This window comes from Epilithonimonas arachidiradicis (genome assembly GCF_003610695.1).
Classification (GTDB): domain Bacteria; phylum Bacteroidota; class Bacteroidia; order Flavobacteriales; family Weeksellaceae; genus Epilithonimonas; species Epilithonimonas arachidiradicis.
In genome coordinates, this window is sequence record NZ_RAQH01000005.1 from 112,948 (window position 1) to 137,375 (window position 24,428).

Genomic DNA, 24,428 nt, shown 5'->3' on the forward strand with positions numbered 1-24,428 from the left:
CGGAGATACAATATAATCGAATCCGAATTGTAAAGTTATCATTAATTGGTTACAAATCTTTTCAATATCAGTTTTAAAGTCATTTTTATTTTTTTTACGATTTCACACGATTGATTATTTCTATTTGTTGTTAATGATCAGTTAAAACAGAATTCCATAACTTGTAATTCAAATTCTGGCTTTAATCTTGATGCTTATTGTCAGTCAAAAATAACAATCAATATCAATGATCAATAAAAATTTTAATTTTCAAAATGGTTTAACTTTTAAAAAGCACACACCTGAGGAAATATCCAATTTTGATCGCGTTTTCGATATTTTTCGGGATATATTGACACATACTTCTGGCGATCTGGAAGAAGCCTTTAACTGGCTGGAAATGCTGGATCAGGAGTATGATATTTTCAATGAAGAATATACGCTGGAAGATTTTGAAAATGATCTCAAAAAACGTGGTTACATCAAAGAAGAAGAAGAGCCGGAAGACGGCAATACTGGAACCGGAAAAGGCAAGAATATCCTGACTGCCAAATTGGAAGCTGCATTGCGGGAATATGCTTTGGATCAGATTTTCGGAAAGCTGAAAAAAAGCGGTATCGGCAATCATCAGACGGCTAAAGCTGGCAGCGGCGACGAACGGGATGGCGAAAACAGAGCCTTCCAATACGGCGATGAGCTTTCAAGAATCAATATGACCGAAAGCCTGAAGAACTCCCAGATCAACAACGGAATCTCTGACCTCAGAATGACAGAGGATGATCTTGTTGTGGAAGAAACCAGACACAAAGCTCAAATGAGCACGGTTCTGATGATTGACATCAGCCATTCTATGATTTTGTATGGTGAAGACAGAATAACTCCTGCCAAAAAAGTAGCGATGGCCTTGGTAGAATTAATCAAAAGAAAATATCCAAAAGACTCCATAGATATTATTGTATTTGGAAATGAAGCGTGGCCGATCAAAATCAAAGACCTTCCTTATCTGAAAGTTGGACCTTATCACACGAACACAGTTGCAGGGCTGGAACTGGCAATGGACATCCTGAGAAGAAAGAGAAACAGCAACAAGCAGATTTTTATGATTACCGATGGAAAGCCCAGCTGCATCCAACTGCCATCCGGCGAGTTTTATATGAACAGTGTAGGTCTGGATGAAAAAATCGTTTCGCAATGTCTCAACAGAGCTGCACAAGCCAGAAGACTAAGAATTCCCATCACTACTTTTATGATCGCTCAGGATCCTTATCTGCGTCAATTTGTAAAAGCCTTCACAGCGGAAAACAAAGGGAAAGCCTTTCTTACCGGATTATCAAATCTGGGACAAATGATTTTTGAAGATTATGAAAAAAACAGAATTAAGAGAATTTAAATAAAAAAATGAAGAACGATATCACATTCAGAGAATTAAAAAATTCCGGTTACGTAGAGAAAACGATCAATGAAGAAATCCAGGCTAATCTGATTTCAAAAATAAAAGCTAAAGAACCTGTTTTCGAAGGACTCTGGGGGTATGAAGACACGGTTATTCCTCAATTAAAAAAAGCAATTCTGGCAGGACATCACATCAATCTGTTAGGTTTGCGAGGACAGGCTAAAACAAGAATCGCAAGAAGTATGGTCAGTCTATTAGACGACTATATGCCGATTGTAAAAGGCTCTGAAATCAATGATAGTCCATTCAATCCAATTTCGAAATTTGCTAAAGATCTATTAAATGAATTAGGAGACGAAATGCCGATTACTTGGGTGCACCGCTCCGACCGTTTTTTTGAAAAGCTGGCAACGCCCGATGTTAATGTAGCCGATCTGATTGGTGACATCGATCCGATCAAGGCTGCAACGCTGAAACTTCCATATTCCGACGAAAGAGTCTTGCATTACGGAATGATTCCACGTGCAAACCGCTGTATTTTTGTATTGAATGAGCTTCCGGACCTACAGGCTAGAATACAGGTTTCTTTGTTTAACATTTTGCAAGAAGGCGATATCCAGATTCGTGGTTTTCAGCTGAGAATGCCTTTGGATATCCAGTTTATATTCACTGCCAATCCGGAAGATTACACGAACAGAGGAAGCATTGTAACACCGCTGAAGGACAGAATCGGCTCACAGATCTTCACCCATTATCCCAAAACTATTGCCCTTGCCAGAGAGATTACGGAACAAGAAGCCAAGATCAAACCTGAGGATCAGGCAAGAATCACTATTCCGGATCTTGCCAAAGATCTTTTGGAAGAAGTAGCTTTTGCCGCCAGAGACAGCGAATATGTCGACGCCAAAAGTGGCGTGAGCGCCCGTCTGACTATTAGTGCCATGGAAAATCTGGTTGCTGCTGCAAAACTGCGTCTTTTGGAAACCGGTGATGAAACAACTACAATCCGTTTGTTGGATTTTTTATCAATTATTCCGTCCATAACAGGGAAAATCGAATTGGTCTATGAAGGTGAACAGGAAGGTGCAGAATATGTTGCAAAAATCCTGATCGATCAAGCGGTGATGTTGCAATTTGAACGCCTGTTTCCGCGAATTCCAAAATTGGAAAAAGAAGGACTGAAAACGGCTTACACAGATCTGATAAAATGGTTCCAGAATAATCAGCTTCAACTGAACTATACAGATTCTGATAAAGAGTTTTATGAAAAACTAAATGGAGTGAAACCACTATCGGCTTTGGTAGAAGATAATACGTCCACCCTGAGCGATGAGGATAAAAACTTCTGCAAGGAACTGGTGTTATGGGCTTTAACCATCAATAAAAAACTTGACAAATTTGAAAATCAGCAGTCATTCATTTTTGATTCATGATAGGATTTAATAAAAAACACCAACAATTGCGTTGGTGTTTTTTTATTTTCGAATATCCGATTAATATTTACAATCCGTTTGCATTGTCAAACTTCTTCAAAGCCGCACTTAGAATAGCTTCCTGCTGGTACACTTTTGCATACAAGCCTTTTTTTTGAATTGCCAAATCCAGAAGTTTTTTCTGTTCAGCTTCCGAATTTTTATTTTTCAGTTTTTGGATGATTGCACGTTGTTCAATCTCCTTACGTTCATATAGATGCAGATTCTTCAGTGCGGAATAATAGGCGACTGCAGATCTTTTCAAAACACTTGCTTCTCTAATATCATTTTCAGGAATTACTTTAATATCATTTATCATTTGATCAAATTCCTTTTCTTGCGCTGCCACCATTTTTAATGCCGCTTCATAATTATCTTTTATCAGATATTCCAGCTTCCTGGATCCGGAACCATCCTTTGCTAAAACAATGTTGAATGCGGATTTTTCCTGAGCCAGAACTTTAGTTTTAAAATCGACCGCATCTCTTTGTTGACAGGAAACCAGAAAGAACAAACTTATTATTATAAAAAACTTCGATTTCATAAAACAATATTTTTAAAAAATCAAATTTCAAACATACCTATTCTATTTATTGGCAATAAAACCAATTAAAATAATGTGCCGAAAAAGTGAGATAATTTTAGAAACAAATCAAAAATTCTTATCATCCACTGTAAAAACCAACTTTCCTTTAATTACAAACAAAGAAAAGTAGGTATTATTTTTCGTGTATCTTACACCATAACTGCGATTGGTATTCAGGTTTCGCGAATTGAGCAATGTGATTAGTTCATCAAAGCTCAGATTATTTTCTTTGACAATTCCGTCATCGAAGATACCTTTTACAAAAGTCAAGGATTGATCATTGTTCATGGCACTGAAATATTTATTCCATTCTGACTGAGCATGGCTGTGGCTGTCATTGGTTTGAAAAACATAGAGCTCGCCGATCCTGTTATTATTACTCGGGTGTTCTTCTATTCCGATATTATGATTATTCAGCTCATAAACCATCTGCTGGATGCCGGAATTGGTCTGAACAACAGAGGGTTCAACTTTCATAAAATCTTTGAAAGAATCAATATCCTGGTTGTAATAACGGGAATAGTGCATCAACTGCTCGTGGCTCTGACCAAAACAAAATGAACTTAAAATCGAAAAACTTAAAATGGCTTTAAACATAATTATTATGTTAAATAACAACTTTAATTTTTAAAAATCAAGCAAACCTTCCGTAAGGCTTTTCCATTGGATCTTTGCCAGTCTTGTGTATCCACCAAAGAGAGAAATCAAAAAGTTTCTGATTTTTCCCCAGAATCCTGTCCTTGACGTGTTTGGAATTTCGTTTCGTCCATATACACCTATCTTGATATAATCCTGTCCCAGCGTAATAACAAAGTTAGAAGTAGATTCAGCAGAATAGAAATGTGCAATGTGATTATTCCTGCTTCCCGGAGCTTTTGACGGTCTGCAAGTAATAAGATACCTTTCCAACTCATCATCATTATAAGTCTGGTCGTCCATATTGACAATCTTCACCCAATCATAATTGGCATCCGTATTGTCCGGCGCCGGAATATTGATCCTTACATAATCCCCGGTTTTTGGCTTACGATCAACAAAAGATCCGGATTGGTCATAAAGCTTAAATTCTGCAGACAGCCCACCACAATAATCTTTCCAGTAATTAATAGAAAAAAACCGTTCTTTCAGGATTTCAAATTTCTGAACCGCTAATTCCGGAACCATAAAATCTTTTCTATCTTCAGTATCGTGAAAAGCACCTCTGGTCTGTTCAGGAATTCCCGGTATTTTTTTAGCTTTTTTCATTTCTTTAATTATTTTCGGTGTCTTATTGATTGCAGGCGTTTTACTTTCGATTTTGAGATTGTATCGTTGATCTGTGTAAGGCTTGTATCAGAAACGATTACGTCATCCATCATCATATCATTAACATTTTTAACATCAAGTGTATTGGTGTTTTTTGAACAACTGAAAATCGATCCAAGAATTAATATCAATAATAGTTTTTTCATTATTATACTTCAATAAGTTCAAATCTATTGAAGTAAAACTTTCTGAATTTATGATCTGAGTCATATGCTTTATAAAAAGAAGAGAGCAGTTAATTGCTCTCCACTTTTAGTTCTTTTCCAGTCAGTACAAAATGTAGATTCTGCAGCTGATGGATATAGTGACATCGAATATAATTTCCAAAGTATAAGAAACCTTCTAATATCTTATCTTTCGAAAGATCAAAATCATATTTTCCAAAATTGGGAAGATCGTAACGGATTCTAGAATCTGACCGATAACTCTCTACAAAACCAAATTTGGAAAGCCATTCGCTTGTCAAACGAATTGGTTTTAATTGTTGTGAATGTATGGGAATCCTGGTATTACCCTGTTGAATCTGGACCAACGAATGATCATTATCTTTTTCTAAGTTAAGTCCAACCACCGGTACCACATTATCCTCATACTGAAGTAGATTGTGAAGTCTGAGTTCTTGCACTTTCATAACTAACAAATTAAAATTTTAACATTATATTCGATTGTGACATTATGTTATACAGCTTTGGAATTCAGGTTAACATCTGCGAGTCCTGTTAGCAATTCGTCGCATTTTTTCTCTTCTTCCAGGGTTTGCAGAAGAATTTTTAAAGCTTGTGACTCCTTAAGAATTTTTGCAAAAGCCGCTAAAGTACCATACGTTGCAATCTCATAATGCTCTACTTTTTGTGCTGCAGCAATGATTCCCGCATCTCTTACAGTGCCAGGTTCAGTTTCTTCTATAATGCTGTTACCTTCATCCAGAAGACCTTGCATTGCATCGCATTTTTTAGCCTGCGCTTTTTTACCCATAGCTTCGAAGATCTCTTCTAAACGAGCCACGTGGGTTTCTGTTTCTCCAAGATGTTTGTCGATGGCAGCTTTCAATTTCTCGTTAGTTGCATTTTTCATCATTTTGGGAAGTGCTTTTACCAACGCTTTTTCTGCCCAATAGATATCCTTTAAGCTATCTTCAAAAAGATCGTTCAGATCTTTGGCTGCATCTTTTTTTGCCGGTGCTTTTCTTGTTGTTGAAGTTGTACTTTTTGCAGCTGTCTTTGTCTTGGTAGCTGTAGCAGTTTTTGTAGTTGCCATAATTTTTATTTTTTAATATTAATAATTGTGAATAAATCAATTATTACAATCATTATACCAAAATAATACACATATAACTTAATACAAATAAATTATTAACAAACTAAATATCTAATAATTAAACATAACGCATCAGAAGTCATTAAAAAATAACTCCTAAGAACATCAGGTAAAATGAAACTCAATTAAAACACATCAAGGTGTTTCGTTGTGAGCCATATCAACAGGCTTGGATTCGGGCGAGCCTTTTTCCCTAAGCCAGATTGACAAAAGAACTATAGATGCCACAGCCAGAAATTCGCTTTGCCAATTCTGGAATGATTCGAACCAAAACCTGGATTCAAAAAAATAATCGCTCATACCAACTGGTGGTTGATTTTTTATCATCTGCTCCGAATTGAAATCTTTATAGCTACCGTAAAAATGCAGTACAAAACTGATCAGAAATAAAACGCCAAAAGCCAGAGATAAAGAATGTTTGTAAATCTTCAACCAAATTCCACCTTTTCTCACAGCCCAGGGTGCGTCTGGATGCGGTTTTGGTTCTTTATCGACATCTTCCTGTTCGGTTAAGGATTTGGATTCGCTGGAACCTTTCTGTCTTAAGGAAACTGTCAGCAAAATATAAAGCATCATCTGCAGAAATTCGCTTTCCCAATTCTCAAACGTTGCCTGTATAAAATGGCCGCTCTTGATGTATTGTCCAAAACTTAATAACCTCTGCCCTTCTTCTGCCAGTTCCTTATTTTCAGTTTTCCAACCTGTGAAAAATTGTCCTACCCAGAAAATAAGCATCAGTGAAATCAATACAATGCTTAAACTATTTCGGTAAAAGAAACTATTTTTAGACATCGTTTTAAATTTTAGTTATAAATCTTTTTCTCTGATTCTAGCAAGATCAGTCACAGAAGGCGCCGTCAAAACTTTACCATTCACACTGAAGCGAGACCCGTGACAAGGGCAATCCCAAGAGATTTCCGCACTATTCCACCGCACCTCGCATTTGGCATGCGGACAGGTACTTTTCAGCAAATGAACCCGTCCGCCTTTTTCTTTGTAAACCGCATAGGAGTCACCTTCGTAAGTCACAACTTTTCCTTCGCCCTCATTGATTTCCGCCAAAGACGAAACTTTTTCAACAAATAATTTATCCTTGATAAAATCTGTTACAACTGTTGCCGTTTCCCTCACAAATTCGGTAAAACCTGCAATAGGTGTAATCCTGGACGGACTGAATAATTTTTCATAGGGACTATTTCCGGTCAGAATTAATTCAGAAATAATTTTTGACGATATTGTCCCGAATATCATTCCGTTCCCGCGGAAACCTGTTGCCGTATAGACATTGGACGCTCCCGGCATTTTTCCGATGTAAGGAAAGCCATCCACTGGTTCGTAATATTGACTGGACCAACTGTACTTTACAACATCAACATCAAAATATTGTCTGACATAATTTTCCAGATTGGTAAAGCAAACGCCCGTATCTTCGGAATGTCCCGTTTTGTGGTCTTCACCACCGGCGATCAGGAGTTTTTCTCCGTTAATCTCGTGAACTCTGTAATAATGGTAAGGCTCCATCAGATCATAACCGAGTTCCTTGGGATAATCCTGACTTTTTAAATTGAAAGCCATTGCATAACTCCGGTAAGGCGCATTGGTAAAATGCAACCTATTAACACCTGGTGGAATGTGGGTTGCATAAACCAGATTTCTGGCTCTGATAGTTCCTTTTGAAGTTTTGATCACAATCCACTCCTCTTCTTCCGAATGACTTTTACAAAAGCAATTATCTACTATAGTTCCTCCCAAGTCCAGAAACTTATGACATAATGCATCAATATATTTAATCGGATGAAATTGTGCCTGACCGGCAATTTCCACAGCTTTCACAAATGGAACCGGAAAGGAGATATTGTTAATTAAATTCATCTGGCAACCGACTTTTTCGGCGCCTTCCAAAATATCGTCCAGCTGTTTTGACTGCTTCTCATCCAAAGCAAATAACTGCGCCGTTTTCTTTTCGAAATCACAATTGATTTGATTGTCATTGATATTCTTTTCAATAACAGCTATCGCATCATTTACCGATTGGAAAAGAAGTTTTGCATCATCTAAACCAAATTTACTGATCGCTTCTGAATAGGTTGTGTCCAGGAAATTATTGATATGAGCCGTAGTTCCTCCAGTAGTTCCAAATCCGATATTAGCCGCTTCGACTAAGATGCATTTTTTTCCGGATTTTTGAAGTTCGTAAGCTGTAGAAACGCCTGTAATTCCACCGCCAATAATAGCGACATCATATTCGGTTTCAAAATTAATAGCTGCAGGAAAAGGTTTGATCTCTTCCTGCCAGATACTTTTTCTAACGCCGTCTCTGTTCATAACTTTTTATTTTTTAGATTGATTGATCCTGATTTTTTACCCAGATACTTACCGATGCCGCATTAACCCAAAAAGTTCCTTTGCCATTCTCATCCAACTCAATGATTTCTTTTCGAAATCCCAGAAAATCCGTAAACTTTGCTGATGCATTTTCTTTTCCGAGATCCATTTCTTTATAACCTTCTTCGCTGTTCGAAATCAGAACAACACAACCGTTGTGATTTTCATTTCCTTTCCTGATCCAGGCAATGCAATTCGGATGATCGAAATAATTGATCTGCTCTCCGTAAGCAAACTCCCGACGAGCCTGCATCAAAAGTGGAAGAATTTCTACTTTCGGCATTACAATTTTTTCATCAACGCCATCTGCATTTTTATCGATATATTCCGCTCCGAACAAATCCGGATAGAACACACACGGATAGGCATTTTCTGATAACAGAATAATTGCATAGGCCATCGGTCTGAACCAGTCTTCCACTGTTGATTCCAAAGCCTGAAGTTTTTGCGTATCGTGATTTCCCACGAAGGACACCGAGCATTCCGGGTTGCAATCCAGGAAAGTTCCTTTCAGGATTTCACTCAGGTTGTAATTCTGCTTTTCCTGTGATGCTCTGAAAAAATTGAAATGTAAAGGCACATCGAATGAACAGATCCGATGATCCATCTTTTCTGAAAATCCTGTGATCTTGTCAACATTATCTTTCCAGAATTCGCCGACCATAAAGAAATTTTCGTTGATTTCGGATTTGATGTAATCGATCCATTCTTTAAGGAATTCGGTTGATATGTGTTTCAATGCGTCCATTCTCAAACCATCAACTTTGGTTGTGTCGATATACCATTTGATCCAGCGTTTCAGCTCATCCACAACATAAGGATTACGGAATTCGACATCAGCGCCCATCAGATAATCATAATTTCCGAATTGATGACTCACGTGCTCGTTCCACACAGTTCCATACTCGTTATAGATTTTGAAAATCCCATTATGTTCTTCATCTCCGGTCTTAACTTTATCAATACCGCTAAAACACTGATGATCCCAAATGAAATCAGAATATTTACCATCTCTCCCGGGAAATGTAAACCTGGTCATCGCATCTGCCTGGAAAGCCTCACGAATAATTTCATTCCGATTTTCCTCATTCACCTGATGAACCGTTACAGTTTCCATCTCATCTGCTCCCATCCTGTGATTGAGAACAATATCTGCATAAACCTCCATTCCAACTTCGTGTGTTTTTTCTATTGCTCTGAGATATTCTTCCTTGGTTCCATATCTTGTAGAAATCCCACCTTTCTGATCAAATTCACCAAGATCATACAGATCATATACATCATAACCACGCCCTTCTTGTCCCAAAGCACATTTGATTGCCGGCGGAAACCAAACCGATGTGAAACCGAGGCTTTTTAGATATTCTGCTTTATCAATAAATTCATTCCATAATTCCCCAGGGTGATACCAATGGAAAAACTGCAAGATAACGCCGTTCATAGTTTTAAATAATTTAATTAGCCATTTACAATCAATCCACCGTTCGGATGCAAGACCTGCCCGGTAATCTGAGATGAAGCATCAGTCGCGAGAAAAAGGAAACTTGCAGCCACCTCTTCAGGCGTTGCGTTTCTTTCCAAAGGCGGCTTATTCGAATCTTCCTCTTCTTCACCGAAAGTTTCTTTGGTAAGCGGTGTCGCAACCGGACCCGGCGCAACAGCATTAACACGAATTCCTTTTGGTTTGGATTGCAGCGCTAAAGACCTTGTGAAAGAAACAATAGCACCTTTGGTTGCAGAATAATCCAAAAGTTCTTTATGACCCTGATAAGCAGTTGCAGAAGTTGTGTTGATGATACAATCGCCTTTTTTAAGATGTGGAAATGCTGCTTTAGTTAACAATATCATCCCGATAATATTAGCATTGAAAGTCGTTCTGATATTTTCCTCATCAAGATCCAGAATATCATCCGCAGGAAACTGAACGCCGGCATTATTAATTAAAATATCCAGCTTCCCAAATTCGGAAATTGTTTTGTTGACGGAAGCATTACAAAACTGCGAATTGTTGACATCACCTGAAAACAAGATTACTTTTCTTCCCAACTGTTCGATTTCTTTTTTTGTCTTTTCGGCATCTTTGTCATCGCTGTGATAAATGATCGCAATATCAGCACCTTGTTTTGCAAAAAATAATGCTACCGCTTTTCCGATACCGCTGTCAGCTCCAGAGATCAATACCGATTTTCCTTCTAATTGTAAATGATTTTCCTTCGTCATAATTTTTTATTTTTCGTTCATAGGTTTTTGCATCTCCGACATCCTGTATGCCGCCATACTGTCGGTGGTCATATTAGCCATCGCTACGGTTAATTTGTTATTAAGACCGGAAACAATTTTATCATCACCATTCATCATTGCATCATAACCATCTTTTGCAACATCTGCAGGATTGGCGAGATCATCTCTATCTTTTAAAATTTTACTTTGATTCATATTTGCTTTGTTGAAAAAGTCCGTATCAGTCGGGCCTGGTAATAATGCTGTAACCGTAATTCCTGAATCTTTAAGCTCCTCACGGATCCCTTCTGACCAAGACTGGATAAAAGCCTTGGTACCGTGATATACAGAATGCCAAGGTCCGGGCGATTTACTGGCAACAGAAGAAAGATTGAGAATTTTACCCGAACCTTTTTCCAGTCTGTCTTTGATAAACAATTTGCTAAGAATAATGACTGCAACGATATTAAGGTTAATCAGATCTATCTCACGGTGGATATCTGTATCCTGAAATTTCCCGTATAACCCTTGACCTGCATCATTGACCAAAATCTCCGGACTAATCCCGTTCAACGTTAGATCTGCGTAAAGAGAATATACATCGTCTGCCTGGAAAAGATTCTTAGCCATAGATATCACATCTACACCATATTCTCTGAATTCTTTTTCTTTCCTGTACAACTCATCATGATTCCTTGAAACAATGACAAGATTATAGCCGTCTTGTGCAAGAAGCTTGGCAAGTTCATAGCCAATACCACTCGTAGCACCTGTTACTAAGGCATATTTACTTTTCATTTTTGTTAATTTTTAGATATTAATATGTTCATGATTCCTTTTGACTTCGCATCTGAGACAACCCAGTATGTACTCCATAAAATAGCTCTGAGCATCCAGAGCTTTGGTCATTGGATGCAGCTCAATACGATCACTCCGGATAACAGTTCCGCGGTAAGCGATACAGTAATAAGCAAAAATCTCGTCTCCCGATTCCTCAACAGGCGTTGCATAACCCGTTGTCGCCAAGGACCATTCGGTATCGAATAATAAGGCTACATTTTGCGCCATTGCTTCGCTGATAGGCCTTGATACACAGTTGACCACCTTGGCTTCATCATAATCAATATTAAGATGTTTTACTTTTTGTTCAATAGTATAAGCTGTGATCCCGCCTTTATAAAATTCTTCCGCACTCGGCATCTGTGAAAATGCCAACTGTAGAAAGCCGGAAGTGACACTCTCTGCAATAGAAATGGACTCTTTTCTATCTCTCAGGTAATAGCTGATCTTGTCCAATAATATTTTTGGAAATTCCATAATTTTTGACTTTAAATGTTATTGGATAAAAGAACCTCTGATTGTGGCAAATCAAACTTGTTGCCAGATTATTATCCCAAATTAGAAACGGTGAGGTATTTTTCGAAATAATGAAAATCCTCATTCGTAGAAATCAGAAGATAGAACATTATTTCACCGGGTTCCTCTACCCCAATGCTTTCGAAGCGATCAAACCTTGCAATAAAGGCATGGATATCTTTCGGTTTTTTATCCTTCAGAATAACGAATAGCAAAAAAAGATTATCCTCAATTTTTTTAGAATATATTATTGAGCCTTGTTCAAATTTTCGACTTTTGTTACTGATCTTCACAAAGTCATTTTCGAGCAAAATCGTCGTTATTTTTTCAACATCCATAATCGATATCTTATCGGATTAGCAATACAGTTTCTTAAAATGATCGCAACTGGAGATAAGCTTATTCAAAAATGAAATGGTAGTTAGAATTACTCGTGAAACTCCTTCGAATTGAATTCTTGATGTTCATAATGTTGACTTTTTATATTAATATTTAGTGATTATTGCAGATCGTTTGGTGATCAATCTGCAGTTTTTGTGATGTGATAACTCAAAGCTAAGCAATGTCATCACTATCTGGATATGATCTGAATCATAATGCTATTAAAAAAATAAGAGCGTACTTTAATAAAATCAATTTTCCAGATTATTCATATAGCGATCTAAATGGAGATTTAAATATTCACTTTAGATTTCTAAGCGGGAACAATTGGATAACCGATGTGTTCTGATACTTATTTAATTAAAAATCGATTCTATGTTAATTTCAAAAGACCTGCTGTTATCCTACGGCGCAAAAATTGAGCATCACGATGCAGGTGACATCATTTTCCGAGAAGGAGATATCCCAAAGTTTTATTATCAGATCATTTCCGGAAGAATCAAGCTCAATCATTATAACGAAGATGGCAAAGAATTGATTCTGGCTATTTTACATGCTGGTCTCAGCGTTTGTGAACTGTTACTTTTCATTGATAAAACTTACCCTGTGAATGCTATTGTTTTTGAAGCCTGCATAATTATTAAGCTTCATAAGGCACAATTTAAGAAGCTCTTGGACGACCATCCCAAAATATCGAGAGACATCAATGCTTTCTTATCAGAAAGACTTTATTACAAATTTATAATGCTGGAGAACAATTCATCATTACATCCCGATGTCAGATTAAAAGGCGTATTTGATTACCATAAAAGCTTCTGTCCGGATCAAAATCCTTTTTCTTTTGAGATTCCGTTAACCCGGCAGCAATTAGCATCATTGACAGGTTTGCGCGTAGAAACTGTTATCCGGACGATAAAAAAGCTTGAGAAACAAGGTGAAGTCAGGATCATCCAGGGGAAAATCTTTTATTAATGATAAATGAATATTAATACAAAATCTTGCGGTTACGGATTTTTACGATATTTTCTTTTTCCATGAGTTTTAAGGTTCTAATGGTTGTCTCGACCCGCAACCCGGTGAGACTTGCCATCTGTTGTCTGGTCAACGGGATCTGAAAAGAGAAAGGCGTCATATCGGTTTCGAAACTTTTGAGATAATCCATGAGAGCTTTCAGTTTTGTTGCCGGATTTTGAGTAGAAAAAATCTGTCCCATCACAAATTTAAAATACATAGAATCCGATAGACTTTGTATGAGGTCCATACGTGTTTCCGGGTATTTTTCTAGCATCAGAAGAAACTTGGACCTGGATAAAATCAGGATTCTACAAGGCGATAAAGCAATGGCATTAGCAGGATATGGCTTGTTCATAAAAAGCAAAAATTCCCCGATACTCTGTCCTTTTGTCAAGATACTCTGTATCATCTCTTTTCCGTCTTCATTATAATTATTAAGCTTTACATCGCCTTCTATAATCTGATAATAATAAAGAGGAGTTCCACCTTCTGAAAAAATAACATCTCCGATATTATACTCCTTAACTTTTGCGCCTAACGATTTTATAATAAATTCTTCTATAACCATATTTACAGTAACTCTCTTATGATTTTAAAAGTTTTTACCCTTCAAAAATCACTTTTAATCGATCCTTATTCCTGATGAATTTCCACTCGGCTCATATCCAATTCACGCATCAATTCACACTTAAAACTTATACGTTTTGAGTAATAAATGACAGTGATTAAAATTGTAATTAATGAATGTTGAAGATTAGCCCTCAACCAAAGTAAAACTTCTGTAAAAAAACAAAGATTTCATAGTCTATTTTTAATATTGACCTCAAAATTATACAGAACTTCGATACGACTTTATGACCTGAGTCATATTGAAATGATTAATATAAAATAAAGGAATATTTCCCGTATCAAATTTGTAAGAAAAGTCAAAAGTAATGAAACTTGATAATAATAAACTGTTTTGCTTTAAAATGTGATAATAATGATTATAGATTTTCAGAAACATCAATCTCACCCGTTTCCAAATTGATCTTACAATCTTCTGTCAAAATATCAATCACAAGATTCTCCGCATAAACCGGGCAACCTTTTTTAACCGTTTCAACATTGGTTTGTTTGATATGTTTGGAATTGATGATAATTACCATTCCCGAACCTTTACAAGTAGCGACTTTACCCTGTTCAATCACCAAAGAAGTATCTTCTCCCAGGCCAATCCCTAAAAGTTCGGGATGCAAAATCGCAGCATGAGCCAACCTTCCGAAACGACCACGATGAACAAAATGTGTATCAATAATGCAATTCAGAAAACCGAGACCTTTATCCAGTTTCAGATCGTAACCGACAATCGCTTCTCCATTAATCGCATCAGCAATCATAACCGATGACATGCACATTGCTCCAGCGCTCGTACCGGCAATTGTGAAATCTTTTTCAAATAAATATCTTTTATGGATCCGTTCAATAATTTCAGAATTTCTGAAAACATCACATATTTTTGACTGATCACCACCCGAGAAGAATATCGTTTTGGCATCCTCAATTCTTTGTAAGCTTTCTTTATTGGTTTTTCCGGTGATGTAGAGAAATCCAAAGTTACTGTATCCTAGCCCTTTAAAAGTATCCGTATATGTTTTTTCCATATCATCCGGATCAGACGTAGCCGTTGTAATGACCTCGATGCGGTCATCTTTGGATTCTGCAATCAGTTTAAGTATTTCCTTTGATATAAAACCTTGATTAACATCTTCCATTTCAGAATCGGTTTCGCTTTTGTCCTCTTTGCCGCCAATAATTATTAATCTGCCTTTTGGTGTCATTTTTAATTGATTTTAATTCACAAAATTTTTAGATATAAAAAGCCATACAAAAATGACTCTGTATGGCTCAACATTGTAAAATTTAAAATTAATCTTCCTGCTCCGCGTTGATATTGATAGAAGACTCTGCAATATCTGTCAATAACAAATCGGTATCTTCTTCTTCCTGTAAAGTTCTTTCCAGGAGATCGGCAGCTTTGTCGTGTCCCATTGTAATTGCCAACTGAACAAGACCGCCATAAGTTGCGATCTCATAATGTTCCACTTTTTGTGCAGCGATAATCAGTCCTACATCCCGGGTCATAGATCCTTCTTCTGTAGATTTGATAATCTCTTCACCTTCTTTGATGATGCCTACAATAGCTTTGCATTCTTTTTTCTCCGGTTGTTCACCAATGAGCTTGAATACTTTTTCCAATCGGCTGACGTGTTTTTTGGTTTGGAGCTGATGATCTTCAAAGGCATCTTTCAGTTCTTCGGTTGTAGCGGCTGCTTCCATCTTTTCCAAAGCGTCCACAATTGCATTTTCTGCGTAATAGATATCTTTCAAAGCATCTACAAAAAGCTTGTGCAAAGGCGAATCTGCCATACTTTGATCTTTATCTTTGTACTGAGATTGTAAGGGTGTTTGCGTTAGATTTTCTACAATATCTTTTTTAACTGTAGAGCTTGTATTATTTTCTGTTTTGGTAGCCATAATGATTTATTTTTAATAAGTTTAAAAATGATTACCTCCCAAGAGAGGTAATCAAGCCTATAATGAAGTGAAGATTAAAAATTAAGAATTATTTCTTCTACCTCCGAAACCAGATCTGCCAGATCCTGATCTTCCTGAGCCAGAAGATCGTCCACCACCGTGAGACGCTTCACCTCCCATTCTTGCGATTCGTGTACGTTCTGCTTTGCTCATAGATGCAAATCCTCTTCTGGATGTTCCGCTTCCAGAACCAGAGTTTCCGCCTGATCTTCCAGAATTGGATCCGGAGTTACCGCCTCGACCTGAATTGGAAGAACCAGAACCCGATCTTCCTGAGCCGGAAGATCTGCCTCCACCGTGAGACGCTTCGCCACCCATTCTTGCGATTCTTGTACGTTCTGCTTTGCTCATAGACGCAAATCCTCTTCTGGACGTTCCGTTTCCTGACCCGGAGTTCCCGCCTGATCTTCCAGAACTGGATCTTCCTCGACCAGAGCCTGAGTTACCACCTCGACCTGAATTGGAAGAACCAGAACCCGACCTTCCTGAGCCTGATGATCTGCCGCCACCGTGAGACGCTTCACCGCCCATTCTTGCAATTCTTGTACGTTCTGATTTACTCATAGACGCAAATCCTCTTCTGGATGTTCCGCTTCCTGAACCGGAATTGCCGCCCCGTGAACCAGAGCGTGATCCACCTCTGGAACCTTGCGATCCGCCAGAACGTCCTCCACCGGATGTAAATCTTCCCTGGCTGTCACGCTGCTGATTGCCTCTTCCGCCTCGTGATCCGCCACGACCATCTTCGTCGTCGTCATCATCCTCATATTCTTCATCATCATAATCTTCGTCGTCGTCATATTCCTCATCATCATAGTCTTCGTCGTCGTCATATTCCTCATCATCATAATCTTCTTCATCGTCACCATCATAATTCGATATTTCGTAATCGTCATATTCGTCCTCATAGTCTGAGAAATCATCATCATAATCCTCATCTTCCGAGGCATCGTTGAAACCGTGGTCGTAACCTAGTTGATAAATTTCTTCGAAAACTGATCTTGCATCGTTTGAAGAATTGGACGAATTGTTTGAACGGCTGTTTGAATTTCTAGTGTTCATAACTTTGAATTTTTTATATTAATATTTAGTGATAAAATTGCTGATCCGTGACTAGTATTTAGAACAGCAACTTTGTTTGTGAAAAGTGGTAATCCAAAGCTAAACACTATGACATTGGTCAGCATATGATTTGAGTCATATATGTTAGTTCTGTTTTAAATTTTTAAATTTTCAAAGGTTAATAATTAACTTACAACAATAGAATTAGTTATCTATAAATCAATTAATTAAATAAAAAATAAAAACCATTTAGATTTAAATTAATTAATCCAACATTTAACATAATAAATTTCATTTTTAACATTCCATTAAAAAATTTAATTTCATTTTCATTAAAAATATTATGTTAAATCAAAGGCATTATTCTTGTAAGTTTCACTTTATACTAAATCAATATTAAAATGGAAAATCAAAAGACAATTGAAGTACTGAATGACCTTCTTCACATTACCAATGACAGGCTGGAAGGTTTTGAAAAAGTAGAAGGCAAAATATGGGAAATGAATCACGATCTGCAGGACGATTATGAGCATATGACCTCCCAAACAAAAGTTTTCAAAAATGAGCTGATGAACCTGATTATCGAACGAGGCGGAAAACCGGATGATTCTGCATCGGTAGCAGGAACGATTCACAGAGCGTGGATTGATATTAAAAATTCTGTCTTACTTAGTAGTCTGGAATCTTCTACCTTAGAAAATGTTTTGTTTGGTGAAAATGCTGCCATACAAGCATATCAGGAAGCACTTGATACTGGAGAATTAGATGAAGCAAGTAAAGAAGTAGTATCCGAACAATTGAAAAAAATCAAAGATTCTTCCCACGAGTTCAAAGGAAAATTGGAACTTAAAAAATAATAGAGATATCTCAATAAAAAACAGGAGACTTTTGAGGTCTCCTGTTTTATTAGATGTAAATTATTTCCAAGGATCCAACACAACTTTAACGCAATTGTCTTCTTTCTTATGAAAGATTTCATAACCTTTTGCAACGTCGTCCAGAGAAAGTCTGTGCGTGATGATATCGTCTAGTTTTACCTGTCCGGTTTCTACATATTTCAGAAGCTTGTCAACAATAGCGTGAACCGGTGATTGACCGGCTTTCAGAGTAATTCCTTTATCGAAAATCTGACCTACAGCAAAATTGTCATAATTAACAGGGTAAACTCCCAGAATAGAAACAGTTCCGCCACGGCGCACGCCGCTCATACAAGCTTCCAGAACTTTAATGGAACCTTTTTCGAAATTGAGAACGGCTTTAGCTTTATCCAATAAATTTCTTTCAGGCTCAAACCCGACCGCATCGATACAAAGATCGGCACCTCTGCCTTCTGTCAAATCCCGAATTTGCTCCACAGTTTGTTCTGCATCTTCCCAAAGAATGGTTTCGCAGCCTGTCAGTTTTTTGATTTGGTCCAGTCTGTATTGCAGAGTATCAATTACAATCACTTTTCCTGCATTGTGCAGAATAGCACTTTTCACCGCCATAGACCCAACTGGTCCCGCACCAAAAATTGCAACAGATTCGCCGCCCTTCAATTCGCCCCACATTACGCCGGTATAGCCTGTTGGGAAAATATCGGTCAGGAAAAGAACCTGTTCATCGGTTAAAATATCGGGAACTTTTCGGGGACCAAAATTAGCATAAGGCACACGAACATATTGTGCCTGTCCGCCACTGTAACCGCCATACAAATCTGTATAACCGAACATTCCACCGCCTTTTTCTGTTAATATTCCACCTTCTGGTCCGTAATGATCAGGATTGCTGTTTTCACAAGCCGACGGAAGATTGTGCTGGCAAAAATAACAGCCGCCACAGGCAATCGGGAATGGAACAACGACTCTATCTCCTCTTTGAAGATGGGAAATATTAGCTCCGACTTCTTCCACAATTCCCATAAATTCATGCCCCATAACCATTGGTTTGAGCTGAGGCATTCCTCCGGAATACATATGGAGATCGCTACCACAAATGGCTGTGGAAGTCACCTTAAGAATAATATCATTGGGATCCTCGATAATGGGATCATCTACTGTGTCGCAGGTAATCTTACCCGGCATATGGAAAACTGCTGCTTTCATAACTTTAATATTTTGATTGGTTGGTGTAATGGTTTCATTGTGTTTTCCTTTTAGACTTCTTTCCTTCGATATTTTCTTCGGCACGATCTATTGAATGGGATGTATGAATATCTTCATCATTCTCATACTCAGAAGAGATTTTCTCATAAAATGTATGCAGCGTATCAATATCTTCTTCATCCATATCTTCCACATCTACAAGTCTGTTGCTCGCTTCTTTGCTGGCTGCAATCAGTTCATTTAATTTTAATTGAATGGCTTTGGAATCTTTGTTTTGAGACTTCTGAATTACAAAAACCATCAGAAAAGTAATGATTGTAGTACTGGTATTGATGACCAATTGCCACGTATCCGAATACTTGAAAATAGGTCCGCAGATCAACCAGACTACTATCATTCCGGATGCAAAGCCGAAAGCGTAGGAACTGCCTGACCATTGCGTTACTTTATCCGCAAGCCATTCAAATTTATTTTTCTTCTGCTCCATAGCATTTCCATTATGCAGGATTATTTCTTTGCTGTTCAAATTCCCAGACTCTGTGATTGGCAACAGCTTTTATAAAGAGATTATCGTTATTTTTTTCCGTAGCATGAATAATGGCAGAATCTTCGTGCTGTTTCAGACTGATATTACTTTCGATATAAATCTGATCTGTATCAGAACCGAAATAAATAGCTTTGCAATGTTTGTAAGCCTCATTCACAAAAAGTAATGTCCCGGCTTTATTCTCCGGATTTAGCAGATTTTTAGCTGACTCTTTTCCACCACAGAGATACAAAGCATCGAAGCAAACACTGGCTGTGTTGGTCAAAGTATGCTTTGGCTCGTAAACCGTTCCGTCATCTGCTTTTACAGGCGCAAGACTTCCGGAAATAACCTGCACCATTGCTCCTTCTTTTTCCAGTTTGGATTGCAATTGGCTCACTTCTTTTCCATTCACGCCTTGCTCCATAATAAAACCGATAATTCTGCTTTTAATGGTATCTTTAATAGTATTAGCCATACTCAAAGCTTCGGAACTTGGAACGTTCGGTTCTCTTTCCTTGCTCTGTAAAGTTTTCGGATCGGCATCCGCGGGGATACTGGCGTTCGGTTGTTTTAGCCTAATCACATCAACACCAACTTTCTTAGCAACAGTTGAAGCTAAATCTTTGTTAATGAATAATAACTGACCAACCAATCTTTCTCTGATGGCTGGAATCGTCACTTTGGACAATTCAAAGATCAATGCATTTTGAAGATGAATTTTTTCCGGCTCCGATTGACTGTTGTAAAATAATTTGGCTTGAGAATAATGATCTACGAAACTTTGGCTTCTCGCACGGACTTTGTTTCCGTCCACACGTTCTGCCTGCGATACAAATCCGCCTTCTTTCATCATCGCCTGGAAAGGACATCCGCCACCGATGGAATTCGGTTCGTAGCTGACTTTACCTTTAGCAATTTGCTGACGCATATGTCCATCTCGCTGGTTATTATGAACTGTATTGATAGATCTGTTAATGGGGATTTCATGGAAATTTGGTGAACCTAATCTTGATAGCTGCGTATCGGTATAAGAAAATAATCGACCTTGTAATAGTGGATCATTACTGAAGTCGATTCCCGGAACCAAATGTCCCGGATGGAAAGCCACTTGTTCCGTTTCAGCAAAGAAGTTATCCGGATTTTTATTCAAAGTCAATGTTCCGATGAGTTGGACGGGGACTAATTCTTCAGGAACAATTTTAGTTGGGTCGAGAAGGTCAAAATCGAAATCATGCTCATTCTCTTCAGGAATCAATTGTACACCAAAATCCCACTCCGGAAAAGCACCATTTTCAATTGCTTCCCAAAGATCCCGCCGGTGGAAATCCGGATCTTTACCTGAAATTTTCGTGGCTTCGTCCCAAGCAACGGAATGAACGCCTAACTTCGGTTTGAAATGAAACTTAACAAAATGAGAATCGCCTTCGCTATTGATAAATTTGAAAGAATGAACGCCGAAACCTTCCATCATTCGGTAACTTCTCGGGATGGCTCTGTCACTCATCAACCACATAATCATATGCATGCTTTCCGGCATCAATGAAATGAAATCCCAAAAAGTATCGTGAGCAGAAGCAGCCTGAGGTATTTCGTTATCAGGTTCGGGCTTAACTGCGTGAACAAGATCCGGAAACTTAATCGCATCCTGAATAAAAAACACAGGCATATTATTCGCAACTAAATCATAATTACCTTCCTCAGTGTAAAATTTAACCGCAAATCCTCTCACATCTCTAGCCAGATCTGTACTGCCTCTAAATCCCGCAACTGTGGAAAATCTTACAAAAACTGGCGTTTCTTTTCCAACTTCTGTCAGGAATTTGGCTTTGGTATATTTTTCCAGACTTTGATTTAGTTTGAAAACACCATGTGCGCCGGAGCCTCTGGCATGGACAATTCTTTCCGGAATCCTTTCGTGGTCAAAATGCGTAATTTTTTCTCTCAGAATAAAATCTTCCAATAAGCTAGGTCCTCTCTCTCCAGCTTTGAGAGAATCCTGATTGTTGTTGATTTTCAGACCTTGGTTGGTCGTGAGTTTTTCATCAGTATTATCCGTTGTATGATTTTGAAGCTGGTCCAGTTTTATATTTTTAAAATTTTTATCGTTTTTCATATTGTAAATTTTGGTAATGGGTATATTTTTCCTTGTCCCAAATAATTTAGGAGATCGGTAGAAAACAATTGATACCAAGATTAGAACCCTGATATCAATAAATAGGAAAAATTTATTTAAAAAAAGTTCACATACCTCTCAAACGACGTATGCAAAAACTAAAGTAATCAGTACACTTAGCGTACTCTCACCGAATCTCGATTGGATGTAGAAGCACTATCTGTTCGAGAAGATGTTGTACCTGTAGCATTATTGGACGAAGCAGCTGCACTATCTATAGACGTTCCGCCGTTCGTAGATGAAGAAGGTTGTGTATCCATAGACGTACTGTCCGGTGATACCGACTCTGAAGTTTCAGAAGACTTATTGCTGTTACAACTAAACAGCAATCCCGTAGCGAAGATTAAGAATAATTTTTTCATAATAATTTATTTTTTGGTATTTGGTATTCTCAAAGTTAGACAGAAGATTATGGATGGTTTATGATCTGAGTCATAAGCGATAATTTACATTTTAGAAAAATTAATTTTAAATTTTATTTGGAACTTAAACCAAAAAGTTTATAATTTTGCTAACGCTGTTAGGAAAACTAAAATGGGAGTACACGAACGCCGACAAAGAGAAAAAGAATCGATACGCGCCAATATCTTGGATGCGGCTTTCTCTTTGGCTAAAACAGAAGGTTGGGCCTCTCTTTCCATCAGAAAGATTGCCGATGCCATAGAATACAGTGCGCCTGTGGTTTATGATTATTTCGAAAACAAAGAAGCTATTCTCTTCGAGATCTCTCTGAATGGGTTTCATAAATTACACATAGAACTGCTAAAAGCTCAGAAGAAACACGACACACCAGAGGAACAATTGGTTGCCATCGTTGATGCTTACTGGAATTTTGCTTTTAAGAATAAAGAGTATTATCAGCTGATGTTCGGACTGGGAATGCAATGCAGCGGAAAAGGATTGATGAAGGAAGAATTCTCATCATTTCAGGAATTGTTGTTTGACTGTACCTATGACATTATCATAAAAAAAGGTTCCAACCCTGATAATGCCTGTCATTCCTCACACGCTTTGTTTTCAGCGGTTCACGGCTTGATCTCAATTATGATGATGCGTAATGATGATATCCCTTCTACGATGAATAAGACAACACTTGATGAGACTGTTGCTGCTTATATCAAATCGTTGTAAATTTTTTTTTAAATTTTAAATTAACACTGTTAGGAATATTAACACAGTATTAATTATAATTTAATATAAAACAAAGAATTTCTGATATAATTGTTTGTTTACATTAACGCTGTTAGAAAAAAGAACACGGTTCAGAGAATTAATTAATCATATAATAACTTTTAAAATATGGAAACAATGTAAACTCAAATGCTAATATTTTTGATTTTAAAACTAACAATGTTAGATAAATTAACAATATTCAATTCTATTGCACTATTACTTAAAATTAACACACTTAAAAACTTGAAATGAAAATAACTAACAATTCTAAACTTATTGTACTGATCTCGAGTATTATCTTTTTACAAAGTTGTACAAAAGCGGCAGATAATACGGCAATGGCTTTCCCAACGCCTGAACTTCCTGTTTATACCGTTATTACCTCACCTGCTACGACTTACCAGGAATTCCCAACTTCTCTGGAAGGTAAAAACAATGTAGAAATCCGTTCACAAGTGGATGGTTATCTGGATAAGATCTATGTTGAAGAAGGTTCTTTTGTAAGAGCCGGACAGCCGTTATTCAAAATTGATCCGCGAGTTTACGGCGAACAGATGAATATGGCTTCTGCTAACCTTCAGGCTGCCAATGCCAATATTCAAAAAGCAAAAGTAGAAGTAGACAGACTTCAGCCTTTGGTTGCTGACAAAGTCGTTTCTGATGTACAACTGAAAACGGCAAAAGCCAATTATGCAGCAGCCGTTGCAGCAGCCGCTCAGGCAAAAGCATCTTTGGGCGGAAGTAAAATCAATGTTGGATTTACTACGATCACAGCACCTGTGAGTGGTTACATAGGAAGGATTCCTTATAAAAAAGGAAGCCTGATTTCCAGAACCGACCCTACGCCTTTGACTTTGTTATCGGACATCAGCCAGATCTACGCTTATTTTTCACTGAGTGAACTGGATTTCATTGCGTTCCAAAAGAAATATGCAGGCGCAACGCTTGAAGAAAAATTGAAGAATATGCCGGCGGTCGATTTGGTTATCGCAGATGGTAGCAATTATTCTGAAAAAGGAAAAATGAGCATCATTGACGGACAATTCGATAAAACAACCGGAGCCATCAGCGTTCGTGCCGTATTCCCGAATCCAAACGGAACTTTGAGAACCGGCAATACAGGTCGTGTCCGTATGCCGCAATTATTATCAGATGCAGTTGTAATTCCACAAGAATCTACTTTCGAAATTCAGGATAAAACTTACGTCTATGTTCTTGGAAAAGATAACAAAGTGACTGGAAAACCTGTGAAAATCTCCGGCAAGACAGAACACTATTACTTTATTTCCGAAGGATTGAATAAAGGTGAAAAAATCGTATTCACCGGCATCGGAAACTTGAAAGACGGTGCGCTTATCAAACCAAAAACGATCTCTTCTGATAGCTTATTGAAAGCCAATCCTTTGTAAAAATTATTCAGAA

At 37.7% G+C, this 24,428-nt stretch carries 27 protein-coding genes; 6 read left to right on the plus strand and 21 right to left on the minus strand.

Annotated features, from left to right (window positions below):
• Nucleotides 1-226 precede the first annotated feature (226 nt).
• Nucleotides 227-1,369 (plus strand): vWA domain-containing protein, encoded by a 1,143-nt coding sequence (locus BXY58_RS09840; RefSeq protein WP_120213692.1) that lies wholly within the window; start codon nucleotides 227-229, stop codon nucleotides 1,367-1,369.
• 8 nt (nucleotides 1,370-1,377) lie between these two features.
• Complete coding sequence (locus BXY58_RS09845; RefSeq protein WP_120213693.1) at nucleotides 1,378-2,805, plus strand: sigma 54-interacting transcriptional regulator; 1,428 nt, start codon at nucleotides 1,378-1,380, stop codon at nucleotides 2,803-2,805.
• Between the two features lie 67 nt (nucleotides 2,806-2,872).
• Here BXY58_RS09845 and BXY58_RS09850 read toward each other — a convergent pair whose 3' ends face one another.
• The 13 genes from BXY58_RS09850 to BXY58_RS09910 all read right to left on the minus strand — a co-directional run bounded on the left by BXY58_RS09850 (nucleotide 2,873) and on the right by BXY58_RS09910 (nucleotide 12,351).
• Complete coding sequence (locus BXY58_RS09850; RefSeq protein WP_120213694.1) at nucleotides 2,873-3,388, minus strand: hypothetical protein; 516 nt, start codon at nucleotides 3,386-3,388, stop codon at nucleotides 2,873-2,875.
• Nucleotides 3,389-3,496: 108 nt separating this feature from the next.
• A complete protein-coding gene (locus BXY58_RS09855) occupies nucleotides 3,497-4,027 on the minus strand; it encodes a hypothetical protein (RefSeq protein ID WP_120213695.1) in 531 nt (176 codons plus the stop codon).
• Nucleotides 4,028-4,057: 30 nt separating this feature from the next.
• Nucleotides 4,058-4,675, minus strand: coding sequence for a hypothetical protein (locus BXY58_RS09860; RefSeq protein WP_120213696.1), 618 nt, complete (start codon nucleotides 4,673-4,675; stop codon nucleotides 4,058-4,060).
• An 8-nt stretch (nucleotides 4,676-4,683) separates the two neighbouring features.
• Nucleotides 4,684-4,881 (minus strand): hypothetical protein, encoded by a 198-nt coding sequence (locus BXY58_RS09865; protein WP_120213697.1) that lies wholly within the window; start codon nucleotides 4,879-4,881, stop codon nucleotides 4,684-4,686.
• 89 nt (nucleotides 4,882-4,970) lie between these two features.
• Nucleotides 4,971-5,366 (minus strand): hypothetical protein, encoded by a 396-nt coding sequence (locus tag BXY58_RS09870; protein ID WP_120213698.1) that lies wholly within the window; start codon nucleotides 5,364-5,366, stop codon nucleotides 4,971-4,973.
• A 47-nt stretch (nucleotides 5,367-5,413) separates the two neighbouring features.
• The gene (locus BXY58_RS09875) at nucleotides 5,414-5,992 is read right to left on the minus strand and encodes a YciE/YciF ferroxidase family protein (protein WP_120213699.1); all 579 of its coding nucleotides are present in this window, start codon (nucleotides 5,990-5,992) and stop codon (nucleotides 5,414-5,416) included.
• Nucleotides 5,993-6,187: 195 nt separating this feature from the next.
• Entirely contained in the window at nucleotides 6,188-6,844 is a 657-nt protein-coding gene (locus BXY58_RS09880) for a DUF6766 family protein (RefSeq protein ID WP_120213700.1), read from the minus strand.
• Between the two features lie 15 nt (nucleotides 6,845-6,859).
• Entirely contained in the window at nucleotides 6,860-8,377 is a 1,518-nt protein-coding gene (locus BXY58_RS09885; protein ID WP_120213701.1) for an FAD-dependent oxidoreductase, read from the minus strand.
• Between the two features lie 13 nt (nucleotides 8,378-8,390).
• A complete protein-coding gene (locus BXY58_RS09890; RefSeq protein ID WP_120213702.1) occupies nucleotides 8,391-9,878 on the minus strand; it encodes an alpha-amylase in 1,488 nt (495 codons plus the stop codon).
• Between the two features lie 17 nt (nucleotides 9,879-9,895).
• Nucleotides 9,896-10,657, minus strand: a complete 762-nt coding sequence (locus tag BXY58_RS09895; RefSeq protein ID WP_120213703.1) for an SDR family oxidoreductase — start codon at nucleotides 10,655-10,657, stop codon at nucleotides 9,896-9,898.
• 6 nt (nucleotides 10,658-10,663) lie between these two features.
• Nucleotides 10,664-11,455 carry an SDR family NAD(P)-dependent oxidoreductase gene (locus BXY58_RS09900; RefSeq protein ID WP_120213704.1) on the minus strand — a complete coding sequence of 264 codons (792 nt, stop codon included), beginning with the start codon at nucleotides 11,453-11,455 and terminating at the stop codon, nucleotides 10,664-10,666.
• Between the two features lie 12 nt (nucleotides 11,456-11,467).
• The gene (locus tag BXY58_RS09905; RefSeq protein WP_120213705.1) at nucleotides 11,468-11,974 is read right to left on the minus strand and encodes a CinA family protein; all 507 of its coding nucleotides are present in this window, start codon (nucleotides 11,972-11,974) and stop codon (nucleotides 11,468-11,470) included.
• A 71-nt stretch (nucleotides 11,975-12,045) separates the two neighbouring features.
• Nucleotides 12,046-12,351: a hypothetical protein gene (locus tag BXY58_RS09910; RefSeq protein WP_120213706.1), complete on the minus strand. Its 306-nt coding sequence runs from the start codon at nucleotides 12,349-12,351 to the stop codon at nucleotides 12,046-12,048.
• Nucleotides 12,352-12,769: 418 nt separating this feature from the next.
• On the opposite strand from BXY58_RS09910, the gene BXY58_RS09915 reads away from it, so the two are divergent.
• Nucleotides 12,770-13,366, plus strand: a complete 597-nt coding sequence (locus BXY58_RS09915) for a Crp/Fnr family transcriptional regulator (protein WP_120213707.1) — start codon at nucleotides 12,770-12,772, stop codon at nucleotides 13,364-13,366.
• A gap of 13 nt (nucleotides 13,367-13,379) precedes the next feature.
• Here BXY58_RS09915 and BXY58_RS09920 read toward each other — a convergent pair whose 3' ends face one another.
• The 4 genes from BXY58_RS09920 to BXY58_RS17035 form a co-directional block, all read right to left on the minus strand.
• Nucleotides 13,380-13,976 (minus strand): Crp/Fnr family transcriptional regulator, encoded by a 597-nt coding sequence (locus BXY58_RS09920; protein WP_120213708.1) that lies wholly within the window; start codon nucleotides 13,974-13,976, stop codon nucleotides 13,380-13,382.
• 418 nt (nucleotides 13,977-14,394) lie between these two features.
• The gene (locus BXY58_RS09925; protein ID WP_120213709.1) at nucleotides 14,395-15,228 is read right to left on the minus strand and encodes a cyanophycinase; all 834 of its coding nucleotides are present in this window, start codon (nucleotides 15,226-15,228) and stop codon (nucleotides 14,395-14,397) included.
• Between the two features lie 88 nt (nucleotides 15,229-15,316).
• Complete coding sequence (locus tag BXY58_RS09930; RefSeq protein ID WP_120213710.1) at nucleotides 15,317-15,925, minus strand: YciE/YciF ferroxidase family protein; 609 nt, start codon at nucleotides 15,923-15,925, stop codon at nucleotides 15,317-15,319.
• 81 nt (nucleotides 15,926-16,006) lie between these two features.
• Nucleotides 16,007-17,047: a KGG domain-containing protein gene (locus BXY58_RS17035; RefSeq protein ID WP_229728423.1), complete on the minus strand. Its 1,041-nt coding sequence runs from the start codon at nucleotides 17,045-17,047 to the stop codon at nucleotides 16,007-16,009.
• 401 nt (nucleotides 17,048-17,448) lie between these two features.
• Between BXY58_RS17035 and BXY58_RS09945 the strand changes: the two genes are divergently transcribed.
• Nucleotides 17,449-17,904, plus strand: coding sequence for a PA2169 family four-helix-bundle protein (locus tag BXY58_RS09945; RefSeq protein WP_120213713.1), 456 nt, complete (start codon nucleotides 17,449-17,451; stop codon nucleotides 17,902-17,904).
• Between the two features lie 60 nt (nucleotides 17,905-17,964).
• Here the strand turns inward: BXY58_RS09945 and BXY58_RS09950 are convergent, their stop codons facing one another.
• The 4 genes from BXY58_RS09950 to BXY58_RS16855 form a co-directional block, all read right to left on the minus strand.
• Nucleotides 17,965-19,131 (minus strand): zinc-dependent alcohol dehydrogenase, encoded by a 1,167-nt coding sequence (locus tag BXY58_RS09950; protein WP_120213805.1) that lies wholly within the window; start codon nucleotides 19,129-19,131, stop codon nucleotides 17,965-17,967.
• Nucleotides 19,132-19,165: 34 nt separating this feature from the next.
• Nucleotides 19,166-19,618: a low affinity iron permease family protein gene (locus BXY58_RS09955; protein ID WP_120213806.1), complete on the minus strand. Its 453-nt coding sequence runs from the start codon at nucleotides 19,616-19,618 to the stop codon at nucleotides 19,166-19,168.
• Between the two features lie 10 nt (nucleotides 19,619-19,628).
• Nucleotides 19,629-21,773 (minus strand): catalase, encoded by a 2,145-nt coding sequence (locus tag BXY58_RS09960; RefSeq protein ID WP_120213714.1) that lies wholly within the window; start codon nucleotides 21,771-21,773, stop codon nucleotides 19,629-19,631.
• Nucleotides 21,774-21,949: 176 nt separating this feature from the next.
• The gene (locus BXY58_RS16855) at nucleotides 21,950-22,195 is read right to left on the minus strand and encodes a hypothetical protein (RefSeq protein WP_147366831.1); all 246 of its coding nucleotides are present in this window, start codon (nucleotides 22,193-22,195) and stop codon (nucleotides 21,950-21,952) included.
• Nucleotides 22,196-22,367: 172 nt separating this feature from the next.
• Between BXY58_RS16855 and BXY58_RS09970 the strand changes: the two genes are divergently transcribed.
• Together BXY58_RS09970 and BXY58_RS09975 are read left to right on the plus strand one after the other, a co-directional pair.
• Nucleotides 22,368-22,964, plus strand: a complete 597-nt coding sequence (locus BXY58_RS09970; RefSeq protein WP_120213716.1) for a TetR/AcrR family transcriptional regulator — start codon at nucleotides 22,368-22,370, stop codon at nucleotides 22,962-22,964.
• A gap of 290 nt (nucleotides 22,965-23,254) precedes the next feature.
• On the plus strand, nucleotides 23,255-24,415 hold the full coding sequence (locus BXY58_RS09975; RefSeq protein WP_120213717.1) for an efflux RND transporter periplasmic adaptor subunit: 1,161 nt from the start codon (nucleotides 23,255-23,257) through the stop codon (nucleotides 24,413-24,415).
• The last annotated feature ends 13 nt before the right edge of the window (nucleotides 24,416-24,428 follow it).

Coding starts and splice junctions, on each gene's coding strand:
- BXY58_RS09840 (WP_120213692.1), top strand. CDS start 227: ATGATCAATAAAAATTTTAATTTTCAAAATGGTTTAACTTTTAAAAAG.
- BXY58_RS09845 (WP_120213693.1), top strand. CDS start 1,378: ATGAAGAACGATATCACATTCAGAGAATTAAAAAATTCCGGTTACGTA.
- BXY58_RS09850 (WP_120213694.1), bottom strand. CDS start 3,388: ATGAAATCGAAGTTTTTTATAATAATAAGTTTGTTCTTTCTGGTTTCC.
- BXY58_RS09855 (WP_120213695.1), bottom strand. CDS start 4,027: ATGTTTAAAGCCATTTTAAGTTTTTCGATTTTAAGTTCATTTTGTTTT.
- BXY58_RS09860 (WP_120213696.1), bottom strand. CDS start 4,675: ATGAAAAAAGCTAAAAAAATACCGGGAATTCCTGAACAGACCAGAGGT.
- BXY58_RS09865 (WP_120213697.1), bottom strand. CDS start 4,881: ATGAAAAAACTATTATTGATATTAATTCTTGGATCGATTTTCAGTTGT.
- BXY58_RS09870 (WP_120213698.1), bottom strand. CDS start 5,366: ATGAAAGTGCAAGAACTCAGACTTCACAATCTACTTCAGTATGAGGAT.
- BXY58_RS09875 (WP_120213699.1), bottom strand. CDS start 5,992: ATGGCAACTACAAAAACTGCTACAGCTACCAAGACAAAGACAGCTGCA.
- BXY58_RS09880 (WP_120213700.1), bottom strand. CDS start 6,844: ATGTCTAAAAATAGTTTCTTTTACCGAAATAGTTTAAGCATTGTATTG.
- BXY58_RS09885 (WP_120213701.1), bottom strand. CDS start 8,377: ATGAACAGAGACGGCGTTAGAAAAAGTATCTGGCAGGAAGAGATCAAA.
- BXY58_RS09890 (WP_120213702.1), bottom strand. CDS start 9,878: ATGAACGGCGTTATCTTGCAGTTTTTCCATTGGTATCACCCTGGGGAA.
- BXY58_RS09895 (WP_120213703.1), bottom strand. CDS start 10,657: ATGACGAAGGAAAATCATTTACAATTAGAAGGAAAATCGGTATTGATC.
- BXY58_RS09900 (WP_120213704.1), bottom strand. CDS start 11,455: ATGAAAAGTAAATATGCCTTAGTAACAGGTGCTACGAGTGGTATTGGC.
- BXY58_RS09905 (WP_120213705.1), bottom strand. CDS start 11,974: ATGGAATTTCCAAAAATATTATTGGACAAGATCAGCTATTACCTGAGA.
- BXY58_RS09910 (WP_120213706.1), bottom strand. CDS start 12,351: ATGGATGTTGAAAAAATAACGACGATTTTGCTCGAAAATGACTTTGTG.
- BXY58_RS09915 (WP_120213707.1), top strand. CDS start 12,770: ATGTTAATTTCAAAAGACCTGCTGTTATCCTACGGCGCAAAAATTGAG.
- BXY58_RS09920 (WP_120213708.1), bottom strand. CDS start 13,976: ATGGTTATAGAAGAATTTATTATAAAATCGTTAGGCGCAAAAGTTAAG.
- BXY58_RS09925 (WP_120213709.1), bottom strand. CDS start 15,228: ATGACACCAAAAGGCAGATTAATAATTATTGGCGGCAAAGAGGACAAA.
- BXY58_RS09930 (WP_120213710.1), bottom strand. CDS start 15,925: ATGGCTACCAAAACAGAAAATAATACAAGCTCTACAGTTAAAAAAGAT.
- BXY58_RS17035 (WP_229728423.1), bottom strand. CDS start 17,047: ATGAACACTAGAAATTCAAACAGCCGTTCAAACAATTCGTCCAATTCT.
- BXY58_RS09945 (WP_120213713.1), top strand. CDS start 17,449: ATGGAAAATCAAAAGACAATTGAAGTACTGAATGACCTTCTTCACATT.
- BXY58_RS09950 (WP_120213805.1), bottom strand. CDS start 19,131: ATGAAAGCAGCAGTTTTCCATATGCCGGGTAAGATTACCTGCGACACA.
- BXY58_RS09955 (WP_120213806.1), bottom strand. CDS start 19,618: ATGGAGCAGAAGAAAAATAAATTTGAATGGCTTGCGGATAAAGTAACG.
- BXY58_RS09960 (WP_120213714.1), bottom strand. CDS start 21,773: ATGAAAAACGATAAAAATTTTAAAAATATAAAACTGGACCAGCTTCAA.
- BXY58_RS16855 (WP_147366831.1), bottom strand. CDS start 22,195: ATGAAAAAATTATTCTTAATCTTCGCTACGGGATTGCTGTTTAGTTGT.
- BXY58_RS09970 (WP_120213716.1), top strand. CDS start 22,368: ATGGGAGTACACGAACGCCGACAAAGAGAAAAAGAATCGATACGCGCC.
- BXY58_RS09975 (WP_120213717.1), top strand. CDS start 23,255: ATGAAAATAACTAACAATTCTAAACTTATTGTACTGATCTCGAGTATT.